Here is a 13745-nt window from a genome sequence, read left to right as displayed (position 1 = left end):
TCGCTTCCAGGCCTGAATGGAAGCCATTCGTATCTCTGTCAGCCTCAAGCCAGATAGTCCCGAACAAAGATAAAAACGAGGAAAATCAAGATGAAATGCAATCAGACCTACCGTAAATCCGTCCGGCATCAGCCCGCTTCTTCCTCTTCGTACCGCTAAAGCCTGGCTTCGCGGCACCAAAACAATAAGGAGAGCGACATGCTTCTGACCGTACTCGGTTTTTCGATGGTCACCTGTTTCATGTACCTGATCATGACCAAGCGGCTGACCGCCCTGGTTGCCCTGATCGTGGTGCCCATCGTGTTCGCGCTGCTGGGCGGCTTCTACGCCGGCCTGGGCGCAATGATGCTCGACGGCATCAAGACGCTGGCGCCGACCGGCGTCATGCTGACTTTCTCGATTCTTTATTTCGGCATCATGATCGACGCGGGTCTGTTCGATTCACTGGTGCGCTGCATTCTGAAAATCGTCAAAGGCGACCCCCTCAAGGTGCTGGTCGGGACCACCATCCTGACCATGCTGGTGTCGCTCGACGGCGACAGCTCCACCACCTACATGATCGTGATCGCCGCATTCCTTCCGCTGTATCAGCGGTTGGGCATGAGCGTTCTCGGGCTGACCTGCGTGGTCAACATCGCCAATGGCATCATGAACATCTCCCCGTGGGGCGGCCCGACCGCACGCGCTGCAGCTGCGCTGCATGTCGACGCCATGGATATATTCCTGCCCATGGTGCCGTCGATGTTGCTGGGTTGTGGTTGCTTGCTGCTCATTGCGATCATGCTCGGGCGGCGTGAACGTGCACGGTTGGGGGTGATTGCAGTGGATGATTTCCACAACGGTGCGATCGCCTTGGGTAACGGTTCGCATGAAGAATGTGACCGTAATCGTCGTCCGCGCATGTTCCTGCCAAATCTGCTGCTCACCGCCACGATGATGGGCCTGCTGGTGATGGGCGTAGTACCGATCCAGGTGCTGTTCATGGTCGGCTTCGCCATTGCGGTGATGCTCAACTATCCCCATCTGGAACAGCAGAAAGAGCGGATCTCTGCCCACGCCGGTAACGTTCTTGCCGTGACGTCGGTGATTTTCGCTGCGGGTATCTTCACCGGCATTCTTTCCGGTACAGGCATGGTCGATGCGATGGCGAAGGGCATGCTGGCTGTCATCCCGGATGCCTTCGGGCCTTACCTGGCGGTATTCACCGCGCTGGTCAGCATCCCGTTCACCTTCTTCATGTCCAACGATGCCTTCTACTTCGGCATCCTGCCGGTGCTTGCCCAGACTGCAGCGACCTATGGCATCACACCGCTGGAAATCGCGCGGGCCTCGGTGGTGGGGCAGCCGGTCCACTTGCTCAGCCCGCTGGTGCCTTCGCTCTACCTGCTGGTGGCGTTGGCCAAGGTCGACCTGGGTGATCACCAGCGCTTTGCGTTGAAGTGGGCGCTCCTGGTGAGCATGGCCCTGTTGGTAGGTGGCGTGATGTTCGGAGCGTTCCCGCTCTATCACACAGCTTCGTGAGTCGGTGGCCGACCGTCGGCGCTGTCGACGGTCGGCTGCCGGTGCTTGTAGCGGCGCAGCCGCGCCTGGAAAAACAAAGGTGTAAGCATGCCGTACCGTAGAGCCTGGATTGCCGTGTTTCTGTTCTCTCTGGCGATGATCAACTACATGGACCGTATTGCCTTGTCCATCGCTGCCAAACCAATCGCCGAGGAATTCAATCTCAGTGCAGTCGGCATGGGATATCTCTTCTCCTCGTTTATCTGGAGTTACGCGCTCTTCCTGATTCCTGTCGGTCTGCTGATCGATCGCTATGGTGCCAAGCGCATCGGCGGTTTTGGCATTCTCGTCTGGTCGGCGGCTACGGCGCTGACCGGCGCGGCGATGAGTTTCGCTTCGCTGCTGGCGGCGCGTCTGGTCATGGGTGCCGGTGAGTCGGTCAGCAACCCGGTGGGTGCCAAAGTGATCCGGGAGTGGATCCCGAGTCAGGAGCGCGGCACCATCACGGCCGTTTTCAACAGCGGCTCGTACGCCGGTCCGGCGATCTGCTCGATCGTGCTGGCGATGCTGGTAGCCAGTGTCGGATGGCGCTGGTCCTTCGTGATTGCTGGCGGTGTCGGCTTCGTCTGGCTGCTGGCCTGGTATCTGTTCTACGGCAAGCCCGAAGAGGTGAAGTGGCTCGGCGACCAGGAGCGTAAAACCATCCTGGATTCGCGATCCGGTGGTGGCAACCCCGGTGGTGCGGCAGTGGCGGCCTACGGCTTGAAGCGGTTGTTGAAAACCCCGACCCTTTGGGGGCTTGCGCTGACCCAAGGCTGCAATGTGTACACCCAGTATCTGTTCCTGACCTGGTTGCCAAGCTATCTCCAGCAGGAGCGCCACCTGACCCTCGAAAAAAGTGGTCTGGTGACGGCGATCCCGTATGCCGCAGCAGTCGTGCTGTGCATCGCGCTTGGCAAGCTCAGCGACTGGTATCTGACCCGTGGTGGTGGCGTCAGTTCGGGTAAGCGCCGCAACGTGATTGCAGTCGCGATGGTGGTTGCCAGCTGCATCCTGCTGGTGCCGTTTGCCGGCAGCACGGTGACGCTGGTACTGATTTCCTCCCTCACGTTGGCAGGTATTGCTTCCACCACGTCATTGAATTTTTCCTTGCTCAATGATCTGCTGCCAAGCGCAGGCGATGTGGGCAGGGCGATGGCGTTCGTCGTAGTGGGTGGCAACCTGTTCGGTATGGCCGCTCCGATTGTCACGGGTTACGTCATCCAGGCCACCGGGTCGTACAACTGGGCCTTCATGATTGCGGGTATCCTGCTGGTGGCTGGAGCGGTTATTGCACTGACTATGACTCGCAAGCCAATGGTTCCCCCGTCAGTTGAGATTGAGCCCCATTTGGAAATGAGCCCGCAAAAGGCATAATGTAGAAGCTGTGGGGCTCGTTTCACCGGGGGAACCCCCACAATCTCATGCCTTAATTGGGAAAAGATATGAATCTGACGCCACTTCAAGCCCGCGTAGCTCGCGATATCGTTGCCTATGTTCGCCAAGAACAACTGGCTGCGGGGCATCACGTCTCCGAACTGGGACTGGCCAAGGCTTTGAAGACGTCACGGACTCCTATCAAGATTGCTCTGAACTACCTCGCTGATCGAGGCATGTTGAACCAGGACCGCAACCGCGGATTTTTCTTGGCTAAACCGTATGATGACTTGGCCGAAATTGCTCAAGATTTATCGGTCTCCATTGATGACCCTATCTATCAGCAGATCGCGGTGATGCGGCTGAACGGACAGATTCCTGAGCAGTTCGCAGAGACGGATCTGATGCGTTTATTCAACATTTCACGCTACATGCTCCGTGGTGTGTTGATGCGTATTCAGCAGGAGGGTTGGATCGAGCAGCGTACAGGTCAGGGCTGGCAGTTTCTGCCGATGATCGACTCGGTTGAAGCCTATGAAGAGAGCTACTCCTTCCGAGCGATCATAGAGCCGGCAGGCCTGCTTGCCCCTACGTTCATGGTTGATACGGAAGCATTGGCTCGCTGCAAGAAGCAGCAGCAATTCATTGCAGATGGCGGATACCTGACCATGACACCTCAGGAGCTGTTCGAATCGAATGCTCAGTTCCACGAGACGCTTGCCGGTTTTTCCGGCAACAGATTTCACGTGCAGACCGTTCGCCGTCTTGACCAGCTTCGCCGTTTGGTGGAGTACCGGCAGGCAAGCAAGCGTTCGCCTCGCCGTGAGCAGGCAGTCGAGCACCTCGCTATTCTGGCCTGTCTTGAGCAGGGTGATCGCCTTGCGGCGGCTGACCATATGCGTAAGCACCTGGAGCAAGCTCGCCGTCATAAAGTCGCAGCAGAGTTGTTCGAGGCAATTGAACTGCCTGTTGAGGCTGCTTTTGAGTCGGCCTGAGCCGGCATTCTGAACAGCTTGCTCTGTGCCGTTGTCTTTGCGCTTCGAATCGCCCAACGCTGCGCCTCGCGTGCCAGCGTGCGCCCATCCCCCCTGCACCTGCTGATTGTTGGCAGAGTGACGTCACCAAGGGACCTCTATGCGAACCGCCGCACCACTCAGGATGCTTTTTTTCTGCGCGTTAATCGCGTTCTCCTGCATCAGCCAAGCAGCCCCGATCGAACTGAATGACGGCCAACACACAGTCAAACTGGCGGATGCGCCAAGGCGAGTGGTAGTCCTTGAATTTTCGTTTTTGGATAGCTTGGCTGCAGTAGGGGTGACCCCCGTCGGCGCCGCCGATGACGGCGACGTGCAACGGGTGCTTCCAAAGGTTCGCGAAGTCATTGGTAAATGGACTTCAGTTGGGCTGCGTTCGCAGCCAAGCATCGAGCAGATTGCAGCGCTCAAGCCCGACCTGATTGTGCCTGATTTGAATCGACACGAAACGCTCTATGACGACCTGTCCCGTATTGCTCCGACTTTGCTGTTGTCATCTCGGGGAGAGGATTACGAAGGAAGCCTGAAGTCAGCTCAGTTGATCGGTGTGGCGCTGGGCAAAGGCCCAGAGATGAAAAAGCGAATCTCTCAAACCTTGCTCACCTAGCAGGGGTGGCGAAGTAGATCCTGTCCGACGTGACCGTCCTGTTCGGTATCGCTCGCGAAGGCAGCTTCTCTCTACATGGCCCGTCCTCTTATGCGGGCAGTGTGCTATCAACTACCGCTGAGTGCCGGCCTTGGCGCTGTGATCATATTGGCAACTGATCAGGTGGGGCGGATGGTTGCCTTTCCGGCTGAAACACTAGCCGCTCCTGTCACTGCGATTGTTGGTGCGCCGTTCCTCCTGTTTCTCGCAAGGCGCAGCTTATCAGCGCTAGTCGTGTCCGCATGGCAGTTCTTGTCGGCTTGATGGCGTTGTCGGCACTCGCCAGCCTAAGCATCGGTACAACCTGGTTGAAGCCCGGTAATTGAGCGTCTGCTAGCCTCTGATGGCACCGACTTCGAGGTGGAATCACCATTTGCTAAAGCAATACTCGCCATTCTGCTCGTTGCGGCGTTTGGCTTAGGTAAAATTATGGTTCAGTAATAATTATCACTGTGGAATAATTTCTCCTAATTTTGAGCCGTGGAGAAATCGACCGGGCCAGGATGCTCGAAAGGACTATTGCGTGACCTGCGGCCCGGCTGTGGTAAACCAAGCCCTGGTTCAGATTATGAACCAGGTATATCGGGATGTCTTGTACGCCGATGATAATACCCGCAGTCAGAAGATTGAGAGCGGATACGAAGTGATCAGGCGCAGCTCGTTCATATCGACCAGGGCGTTGGCGTCGGATGAGCGAGCCGTCGCATAGCGGGCTTGGATCGTAAGATTTTTAGCTTGTCCTGATTGAATGACATACTTTAGATCGATGTCTCGCTCCCAATGTTTGACATTTGGCCCATAGCGGTTCGCATAAAGATGATTGGCTTGCGTTCCATCGATGTCCCAGCCTTTAACATACCGCGCCATCAGGCTCAGGCCCGGAATGCCGGACGCAGCAAAGTCGTAGTCATATCGGAGCTGCGCTGACTTCTCGTTTGGGCCATTGAAGTCGGAGTACTGAACTGAATTGGCAATCCATAACCTTCCATATTGTCCAGGAGTTCCCTGATGATCGAATGCCTCATCACCATGAACTTGCTGGAAAGCAGCGCTAATGCGATGGCCACCGTACTTTAGGCCGCCAGCGACACTCCACGTGGTGTTTACAATGTCGCCTGCTTTTTCAGCGCCTTCGCTGACAGTTCTATATGCGTTTACCGTGGAGTCCCAAGCCAACAGGTTAGTGATGGGGTAGGAGTAGGTACCACCAATGTAGTATTGGCGCCATACGTCTTCTAGCTCAGACCCATATACCAATAATGACATGCTGTTCGACGGCTTGATCACAACTCCAGCGTATTTTGCTGATCGAGCATCGATTGTGTTGTTAGCATTTGTGAACGTCAGCCCGATGGGGCTGTCGTGACCTTGGTCAACCCGCGAACTACCGCTGGTGAAATAACCGAAGTCAAACATGACTGATTGAATTTCATTGCTTTGTAGCGAAAATCCTGTGTAGCTCTGCGGCAAAAGTCGGCTGTCAGAGTAATTAAAAACAGGGTTGTCGGTCTGTTGGCTTCCATATTTTAGTACTGTATTAGAAATACGGATTTTTATAGCGGCGTTAACTCTTTGCTGGTACTCCTGGGGATGACCATCGCTGCCAACTGGCATCAATCCAGCCCCCACCCTTCCTGGGCCGCCATCGAGCTTTTGCGCAGAGTAGCTTTGGAGGTCGAATCCAACACCCACCATGCCTTGTGTAAAGCCAGATCGGTAATTGAGCATGATTGCGTGAGCCCATTCTTCCGCGTAATTCTGAGTGCCTGGAGCGCGATTGATGAAGTTTCTGTGGAAGTAGAAGTTTCTGTACAGCATGTCCAGCGCGGAATCTTCGACAAAACCTTTGGTTTGAGATTGCGCTGATTCAGACGCGGCAACGTAGAGTGGCGACGCAGCAAGCAACGCAAGCAACATTTTAACTTTCATGTGAGCCCCGACCTGATTTGGCAGACTGTAAAGTCGCATCCTATTTTTTGTTTTTTAACAACGGTCGGGCGAGCCCCGCTCGAAGGGCTCGCCTGTAAAGCATCAGCCCATCCAAGCACTCACGGGTGCTTGGGTCTCGTGCAGTTCCCTCACTGTAATCTCGACGAGGCTAGGGCCGCTATGGGCTAACGCTTGCGCAATTGCCTCCTGAACATTGTCGTCTTCACGAACGTGCCATGACTTGATCCCGTGCGCCTCGGCAACTCTGGCGCTGCTGCTATTGCTAAAGTCGACCGAGAAATACCGTTCGCCATAGCTCGCGAATTGCCCTGCTTTGATCCAGCCGTAATTACTATTACTGAGCACGATCATCGTCACGGGGATATTGAGTCGGTAGATCGTCTCCAGCTCGCTGGACGAAAATCCAAAGCTGCCGTCTCCCATGATTGCTATGCACTTCTGATGCGGTCTGGCGTAGTAGGCGCCGACGACGCCTGGAAGTGAGTAGCCCAGCCCTCCGTGGAAGCGGTTGTAGACAATGTTGTTGCCGGCATCTGGCACGTCCAGATAAGCGGAGAGAAACGGTGTAGGTGTACCAGGATCAATCACCAGTACGGCGTCGTCTGGTATAACGCTCTGGAGGGCCTTGACCACGACTTCAGGCTCGATTTGCCCCGGCTTCGAATTGAGCGGACGATGAAGGGCCGTACTTCGAGCTGCTTTCACCGTGGCGACGGCATCTAACAGGTCGGGACGTTCCACCGCCGGGTCAGATTTGGCGACTTCGAGAAGCTGCCTCAGAACGGTGCGCGCATCGCCGAGGAGGGGGAACTCGGTATTGTAATTGCAACCAATCACATGCGGATCGATGTCGATATGCCCAATCCATTTTTCACCGATTTTTGGATTTGCCCACTTTTCCGTGACGACAGAGCCTGCCCGGGTGCCGATGAAGATGATGAGGTCGCATGTTTGCATAAACGCACGTGCTTCAGCGGTCGAACCATTGGTACCTACAACACCTACCGAAAGCGGGTTGCGGTCTGAGGCTGCTCCCTGGCCGCTGATCGACGTTGCAATGGCGACGTCTAGGTAAGCGCTCAGTTCCCGCAGTTCATCCCACCCACCTGACAAAACCAAGCCGCCAGCGCATACGAAGACCGGACGTTTTGCAGCCCTGATCGCTTCTACTGTAGCTTTTACAATCTCTGGATCAGCTGCAGGCCTGACAGAGGGGAACTGATTGAACTGATCGAAGGCATAAACTTCAGCTTCATCCAGCTCGCCTTTCATCACGTCATACGGGACTGCTATGTGAGCGGCTCCAGGTGCGCCGGATGTCATCTCCAGGAACGCGGTGCGCAAGATTTTTGGCAGGCGGCCAGGCGTCTCAACCACAGAATTCCATTTGGTAATGGGCTTGAACAGGGCTTTCATGTCCAGCTCGGTCAGTACGAATTTGTCACGACCTGCGACTGGAATATCAGAGTTAATGCCCAGTACGCTCACTGACGAACCATTGGCTTCAGCAATCCCCGGTAGCATGTAGGTAGCCCCCGCGCCGCTTGGGCCCTCGCAAACGCCTATCTTGCCGGTGAGCTTCGCGTAAACATACGCCATGTAGCTCGCACAGCGTTCGTCGCGTGCAAGTACGTGGGTGATGCCGTGGTCTAGGCGGTACAGGGAGTCGTAGAAGGGAAGGCTGGTGTCGCCTGTGACACCGAAAATATGCTTGACGCCTTGGAGCTGCAACATACGTACAAGCGCATCAGCGCCGGTAACTGTCTTCGGACTATTGTTCGTCATGGGAAGATAAGCCCTTCTCTGATTTTTGTAACGGAAAGTCGTTCACCTGCTCGGTAATAAGTGAGCGGTGGAGTACGCCAGTTTCGAAATCCAGTTGTCTTTCAGGTCGCACAAGGCAGTGTTTTCTACGACGAGATCCGACTGCGCCGGCGAGTGACGTATTAATTACGCATCGATGATGAAGCACAAAGCAAGCGTAAATAAGTGTTGGTTCGTTGACTTTTAGTCAGCACGGGCTGTCCTGACAAAAAGTAATGGATAACCCACTTATATACGCTTGTCCTGGTGTGGGTGTTCCGCGAAGATGCAGAAAACGCCCCAGTCGTGAGGCTTTTGAACCAGCAAAATGGTTAGGTGAGGTGGTCACATGTCGCAAAATGGGTTCAAGCTTGGTGTGGTCATGTTGGCTACGAGATTCCCGAGGCCACTTGGTGATATTGGGAACCCAGAATCGCACGGGCTACCCGTTGAGTTCCTCGTCGCTCCAGCTGCAACGACGTCGTCAGTAGTCAGCGCCCACGCGATTCCAACAGACGTTGTAGACAGCTTCATAGAGGCCGCTAAGACGTTGGTCGATCGTGGCTGCCACGGTATTACCACCTCATGTGGCTTCGCGTGCGGGATCCATGATGAGCTACAAGCGGCATTGCCGGTTCCGATCGTCTCGTCGTCCTTGAACTTGGTACCACACCTTGCCAGCCGTTTTGGCACAAACACGCCATTGCCCGTCATCACCTACGATAGCCAGGTACTCTCAAAGTATCACTTCGGACGATTTTGGGCGCCTAACGTGGTAGTCCAAGGGATTGAGAAATCAGGTGAGCTTTACACCGTGATCAAAGGAGATAAAGAAATACTTGATGCATCGCTTGCTGAGCGGGGCGTGTTGGAGAGTGTCGAGAAGGCTTTAAGCCGATACCCAACCAGTAAGGCGATATTGCTTGAGTGCACAAATCTTCCGCCGTATAGACAGGCAATTGAGAAATATTTCGGCCTTCCTGTGTTTGATATTTTTTCAGCGCTTGAGACTTTGTTTGATAGGCCGGGGTTTCGCAACTTTGTATAACGCTTCGTCAACGAGATAATAAAATGAATGTTGTCGTGGTTGGTGCTGGTATTGTCGGAGTCTGCACAGCGATAGAGCTGGTCAAAGCAGGTGCGAAGGTGACGATTGTTGAAGCTGAGTCCCCAGGTGGTGAACAAGCCGCGAGCCATGGTAACGGGGCATGGCTGAGCCCAGCGTCTGTCGTACCGATGTCAATGCCTGGCCTTTGGAAAAAAGTACCCGGATACTTACTGGATCGAAGTGGCCCACTGACCATACGGTGGAAATCGCTGCCAGGGCTGGCCTCGTGGCTTTTGAAATTTACCCTGGCAGGCGCTTCAATTTCCAAGGTAGAGAGAACATCGAGAGCGTTGAATCAGCTTCTTCGTGACGCTCCTCACCGTCATGCTCGATTAGCTGAAGAAGCAGGCTTGAGTCACTTGATTCGCCAAGACGGTTTGCTTTATGCGTATCCGAGTAAAGAAGCCTTCGCGGATGAATCGCTGTCGTGGAAGCTGCGAAAAATGAATGGCGTTCGGTGGCAAGAGTGGGATGCGCTGAAGATAAAAAGCAAGATTCCTCACTTGGCCCCCAAATACACATTCGGTGCTTGGGTGCAGGACGGTGCCCACTGCCTTAACCCCGAAGAGTATGTGAGGGGGCTTGCGAACTACGCAGTGTCTCTAGGAGCAGACTTTATAAAAGGTACTGTGACCAAGGTTGATGTCAAGGGAAATGTGCATATCAATGGCGAGCTGCTGTCCACCGATAAAGTTGTCCTAGCCTGTGGCATTGGATCCAGAGTCCTCGCCAAAATGGTGGGAGATGACGTACCCATGCGCAGTGAGCGAGGGTACAACGTTGTGATTAAAAAGCCGGAATTCGAGCTTGCGTTCCCGGTCATGCCGAGTGACGGAAGGATGGCTAATACGTCCACCAACGATGGACTGCGGTTGTCTGGCCAGGTTGAGCTTGCCGACGAAGCGGCCGGCCCTGACTGGCGTCGAAGCGACATCCTGCTCCATCATGCAGCACAGACTTACCCATCGTTGATCGGTGAAAAATACGACCCCGCGACAATGACTCGATGGATGGGGAAGCGTCCCTCCATGTCAGATGGACTGCCAGTGATTTCGCGTTCGCGTGCGAGCGCCAGGATCGTATACGCATTTGGGCATGGTCACGTTGGGCTGGCTGCCGCACCGAAGACTGCAGAAATCGTTTGCAGCATTGTAATGGATCGCAATGCACACCCGAGTTATCGTGAGTTTTCAGTGCAGCGCTTCTTCGGGAATCTAAACTTCAACGCCTCTATCGAGAAGGAGCCGAAACTTGGTTGAGAAGGTTGTTTAAAATAGATTTATCTTGAAATACCTTGATGATTGATGTGGCTGCGATACATAATAAGCTTTACTGAGTCTTAGGCTCACTAAAATGATTACTGCCTCGAAAATAATATTTTCAAAGATACGAGGGGTGTATTAGATGAAATCGCATTTTTCCAAAAAAACTTTCCGTGCGGGCTTGTATGCAGCGCTCATTGCTGGTAGCTGCGCGACCATGCTTGCGCAAGCAGAAACATCGATGGAGCGAGTTGAGCGGACTAAAGTCCTCCGGGTCGGCGTAGTGAATGGGGCTACGCCCTATTATCACAAAAGCTTGATCACCAATGAATGGTCAGGGTTTGGCCCAGATTTTGCTAAAGATCTTGCGGCGGAATTGCACGTAGATATCAAGTACGTGGAAACGACTTGGGGTAACGCTGTTCTTGATCTTCAGGCCAACAAAATTGATGTGATGTTTGGCATGGCTCCTACCCCCGCCAGGAAGGAGACCGTCAATTTTTCAAAGCCAATTTTTCAAAATACCTACACCATGGTGTGCAAGAACGGATACCCCGAGAAGACATGGGATCAGTTTAATTCACCCGATTCGAAAATATCCGTTGATGTAGGTTCCTCAATGGATAATTTTGCGACATCGATGCTCCCCAAAGCCTCAATGTCGCGGCTTGAAAGTACCAGTGCAGCGACGATGGCCCTACAATCCGGAAGAGTGGATTGCCAGATACTCGTGATTTTACTGGCTCAGCCACTCCTCAAGAAAGTACCGACCCTCGGTACCATCCAGGTGCCTACACCTGTCCTGGCCGCGCCGGTCTCAATAGGGATGCAGAAAGAAGCGGATACTGTGTTCATGGATGTGATGAACAAGTGGGTGGAAAAAGAGCAAAAAAGCGGCGAGATTCGCAGAATAATTCTCGATAATATGCAAAAGCTTGCTGGTGTAGAGCCAGCTTCTTTCCCCGCTTCGGTCAAATTCGAGTAGCCACCATGCCTTCGTATATTTGGGATTTTTCGTTTTTAATGACCTACCAGTCCCTCTTCGTGACGGGTATTTGGTACACCTTGCTGTACACCGCCATTTGTGTCGTCTTGGGCATGCTCATCGGCGTACTTACCGCACTGCCAAGATTGTCCCGTAGTGTGTGGATCTGCAGTCCTTTTCGTGCATACGTGGAGGTTTTCCGCTGTACACCAGTATTAGTGCAGTTAGTGTGGTTTTACTACGCGCTGCCAGTTCTGACCGGAATTCAGATTTCAGCAATGACAGCAGCTGTTCTTTGTCTTTCGCTGTACGGCGGTGCGTTTTATTCGGAGATATTCCGAGGTGGGATAGTTTCGGTGGACGAAGGGCAGTCCGAAGCGGCAAGGGCGCTGGGTATGCGGCGTGGACAGGTCATGTGGCGAGTTGTATTGCCACAAGCACTGAAACGTATGGTACCGCCGCTGGTAAACCAATCGATTATGCAGCTCAAGAATACATCGCTTCTTTCGGTATTGGCGCTTCCTGATTTACTATATCAAGGCCAGGTAATCGCCCACGATTCCTACCGCCCTCTGGAAGTTTATACGGTGATCGCACTCGCTTATTTTGTCATTCTCTTGCCGGCGACCATCCTGTCCAAACGCCTTGAACGTCGCATGAGCAGAAATGTAGGAGCATAAGCATGACCACGCCCATAATTACAATCAGCAACCTCAAGAAATCCTTTGGCCAGCTCAATGTCTTGACGGACGTATCCCTCGAAGTCAATAAAGGCGAGGTTGTCGCACTTCTTGGCCCTTCGGGTTCAGGGAAGTCGACATTGCTACGCTGCGTAAACCTTTTGACTGTCCCTGATGGCGGTTCAATCAAGGTCAACGCCCATGCCATGAGTTTCGGGAATGGCCGCCATTCAAAGCTCCCCGGTGACCGGGAATTGGCCAAGTTTCGCGCCAACACTGGTATGGTGTTTCAGCAATTCAACCTCTTCCCACATATGACCGTTGTGCAAAACGTGATGGAAGGTCCGGTCACGGTGAAGAAGACGTCCAAGGAAATTGCGCGAAAACTTGCGATGGATTTGCTTCGCAAGGTGGGCCTGGCGGATCGTGCGGAGTTCTACCCGGACATGCTCTCAGGTGGTCAGAAGCAACGGGTGGCAATTGCGCGCGCGTTGGCAATGGAGCCTTCCGTCATGCTTTTTGATGAGGCGACCTCTGCGCTTGACCCTGAATTGGTTGGGGAGGTGCTCGGAGTCATGAAGTCGTTGGCGAGCGAGGGCATGACGATGATTCTTGTCACCCATGAAATCGCTTTTGCCCGTGAGGTCGCCGACAAGGTTGTCTTCATGCGCGATGGTGTGGTGGTCGAAGCAGGGCCGCCCTCTGTTGTCATCGATAATCCCAAATGCGATGCCACCAGGAGTTTTTTGAGTCATTTTTATGGAAACAGCGCAGTTGCCTGATCACGCAGGGTGGCTTCGCGGCAAGTGTCATTGTGGTGCGATATCATTTTCATTTCGCATCACAAATGACTTTTTTACCGAGTGTAATTGCACTTATTGCACGCGAAAGGCAGCGAAGCACTACAGGGTTGATTCTTCTGGGTTTAATCTCGATCACCCACAATGCAGGATGATTGCCTACAAATTCGGCACTGGGAGAGCTGAGCATTTCTTTTGTTCGCGCTGTGGGGTGCACGTTTATTGTCACCCCAGATCTGCTCCAAATGAAATAAACGTGAATCTTAATTGCTTACTGGATGCGCATATACCATGGATGTCTGGCCTTAAGGCGAAAGCGTATGATGGTCGAGCCTTGTTTCGCTGACGGGGCAGCATGATGATCTGAACATCCTCTGTTTCAGCAGCTTATCTTCAGCATCGCAGCAACGGCCTCGCTCAGCCATAAAGATTCAGGACGGGAGCACTCATGGATCTGGCGGATCCTTGAGGTAGCCCGTCCTTTGGTTCTTGTCCTCCAGATGCTCGACATGCTTGAAACCTGGCGCGACGCCGCTTCATTGCCGGCTGCGTTTGCTTGCA

Annotated in this window: 10 protein-coding genes and 2 pseudogenes; 10 read left to right on the top strand and 2 right to left on the bottom strand. The window is 53.7% G+C overall.

Annotated features, from left to right (window positions below; translation table 11 throughout):
* Positions 1–198: 198 nt before the first annotated feature.
* The 5 genes and pseudogenes from ABRP30_RS14860 to ABRP30_RS14840 form a co-directional block, all read left to right on the top strand.
* Positions 199–1521, top strand: coding sequence for a CitMHS family transporter (locus ABRP30_RS14860; protein WP_349975703.1), 1323 nt, complete (start codon positions 199–201; stop codon positions 1519–1521).
* 87 nt (positions 1522–1608) lie between these two features.
* Positions 1609–2916 (top strand): MFS transporter, encoded by a 1308-nt coding sequence (locus ABRP30_RS14855; protein WP_349975702.1) that lies wholly within the window; start codon positions 1609–1611, stop codon positions 2914–2916.
* Positions 2917–2984: 68 nt separating this feature from the next.
* The gene (locus tag ABRP30_RS14850; RefSeq protein ID WP_349975701.1) at positions 2985–3911 is read left to right on the top strand and encodes a GntR family transcriptional regulator; all 927 of its coding nucleotides are present in this window, start codon (positions 2985–2987) and stop codon (positions 3909–3911) included.
* A gap of 163 nt (positions 3912–4074) precedes the next feature.
* Positions 4075–4664, top strand: a pseudogene (locus ABRP30_RS14845) (Fe(3+) dicitrate ABC transporter substrate-binding protein); the annotation flags it as partial.
* Positions 4665–4668: 4 nt separating this feature from the next.
* Positions 4669–4860, top strand: a pseudogene (locus tag ABRP30_RS14840) (iron chelate uptake ABC transporter family permease subunit); the annotation flags it as partial.
* A gap of 354 nt (positions 4861–5214) precedes the next feature.
* Here ABRP30_RS14840 and ABRP30_RS14835 read toward each other — a convergent pair.
* A complete protein-coding gene (locus ABRP30_RS14835) occupies positions 5215–6525 on the bottom strand; it encodes an OprD family porin (protein ID WP_349975700.1) in 1311 nt (436 codons plus the stop codon).
* 102 nt (positions 6526–6627) lie between these two features.
* Positions 6628–8331 carry a thiamine pyrophosphate-binding protein gene (locus ABRP30_RS14830; RefSeq protein WP_349975699.1) on the bottom strand — a complete coding sequence of 568 codons (1704 nt, stop codon included), beginning with the start codon at positions 8329–8331 and terminating at the stop codon, positions 6628–6630.
* A gap of 367 nt (positions 8332–8698) precedes the next feature.
* Between ABRP30_RS14830 and ABRP30_RS14825 the strand changes: the two genes are divergently transcribed.
* From ABRP30_RS14825 to ABRP30_RS14805, 5 genes are all read left to right on the top strand, one after another.
* Positions 8699–9397, top strand: a complete 699-nt coding sequence (locus ABRP30_RS14825; RefSeq protein ID WP_349975698.1) for a hypothetical protein — start codon at positions 8699–8701, stop codon at positions 9395–9397.
* Positions 9398–9420: 23 nt separating this feature from the next.
* Positions 9421–10716 carry an NAD(P)/FAD-dependent oxidoreductase gene (locus tag ABRP30_RS14820; protein ID WP_372490312.1) on the top strand — a complete coding sequence of 432 codons (1296 nt, stop codon included), beginning with the start codon at positions 9421–9423 and terminating at the stop codon, positions 10714–10716.
* A gap of 145 nt (positions 10717–10861) precedes the next feature.
* Entirely contained in the window at positions 10862–11704 is an 843-nt protein-coding gene (locus ABRP30_RS14815) for a transporter substrate-binding domain-containing protein (protein WP_349975697.1), read from the top strand.
* Between the two features lie 5 nt (positions 11705–11709).
* Positions 11710–12384 (top strand): amino acid ABC transporter permease, encoded by a 675-nt coding sequence (locus ABRP30_RS14810; RefSeq protein WP_349975696.1) that lies wholly within the window; start codon positions 11710–11712, stop codon positions 12382–12384.
* Positions 12385–12386: 2 nt separating this feature from the next.
* Complete coding sequence (locus ABRP30_RS14805) at positions 12387–13166, top strand: amino acid ABC transporter ATP-binding protein (RefSeq protein ID WP_349975695.1); 780 nt, start codon at positions 12387–12389, stop codon at positions 13164–13166.
* Positions 13167–13745 lie beyond the last annotated feature (579 nt).

The sequence above is a fragment of the Pseudomonas sp. WHRI 8519 genome (assembly GCF_040224055.2).
GTDB lineage: Bacteria > Pseudomonadota > Gammaproteobacteria > Pseudomonadales > Pseudomonadaceae > Aquipseudomonas > Aquipseudomonas putida_X.
Note: the sequence above shows the minus strand (reverse complement) of the source record. Positions and strands in the feature narration are given on the sequence as shown.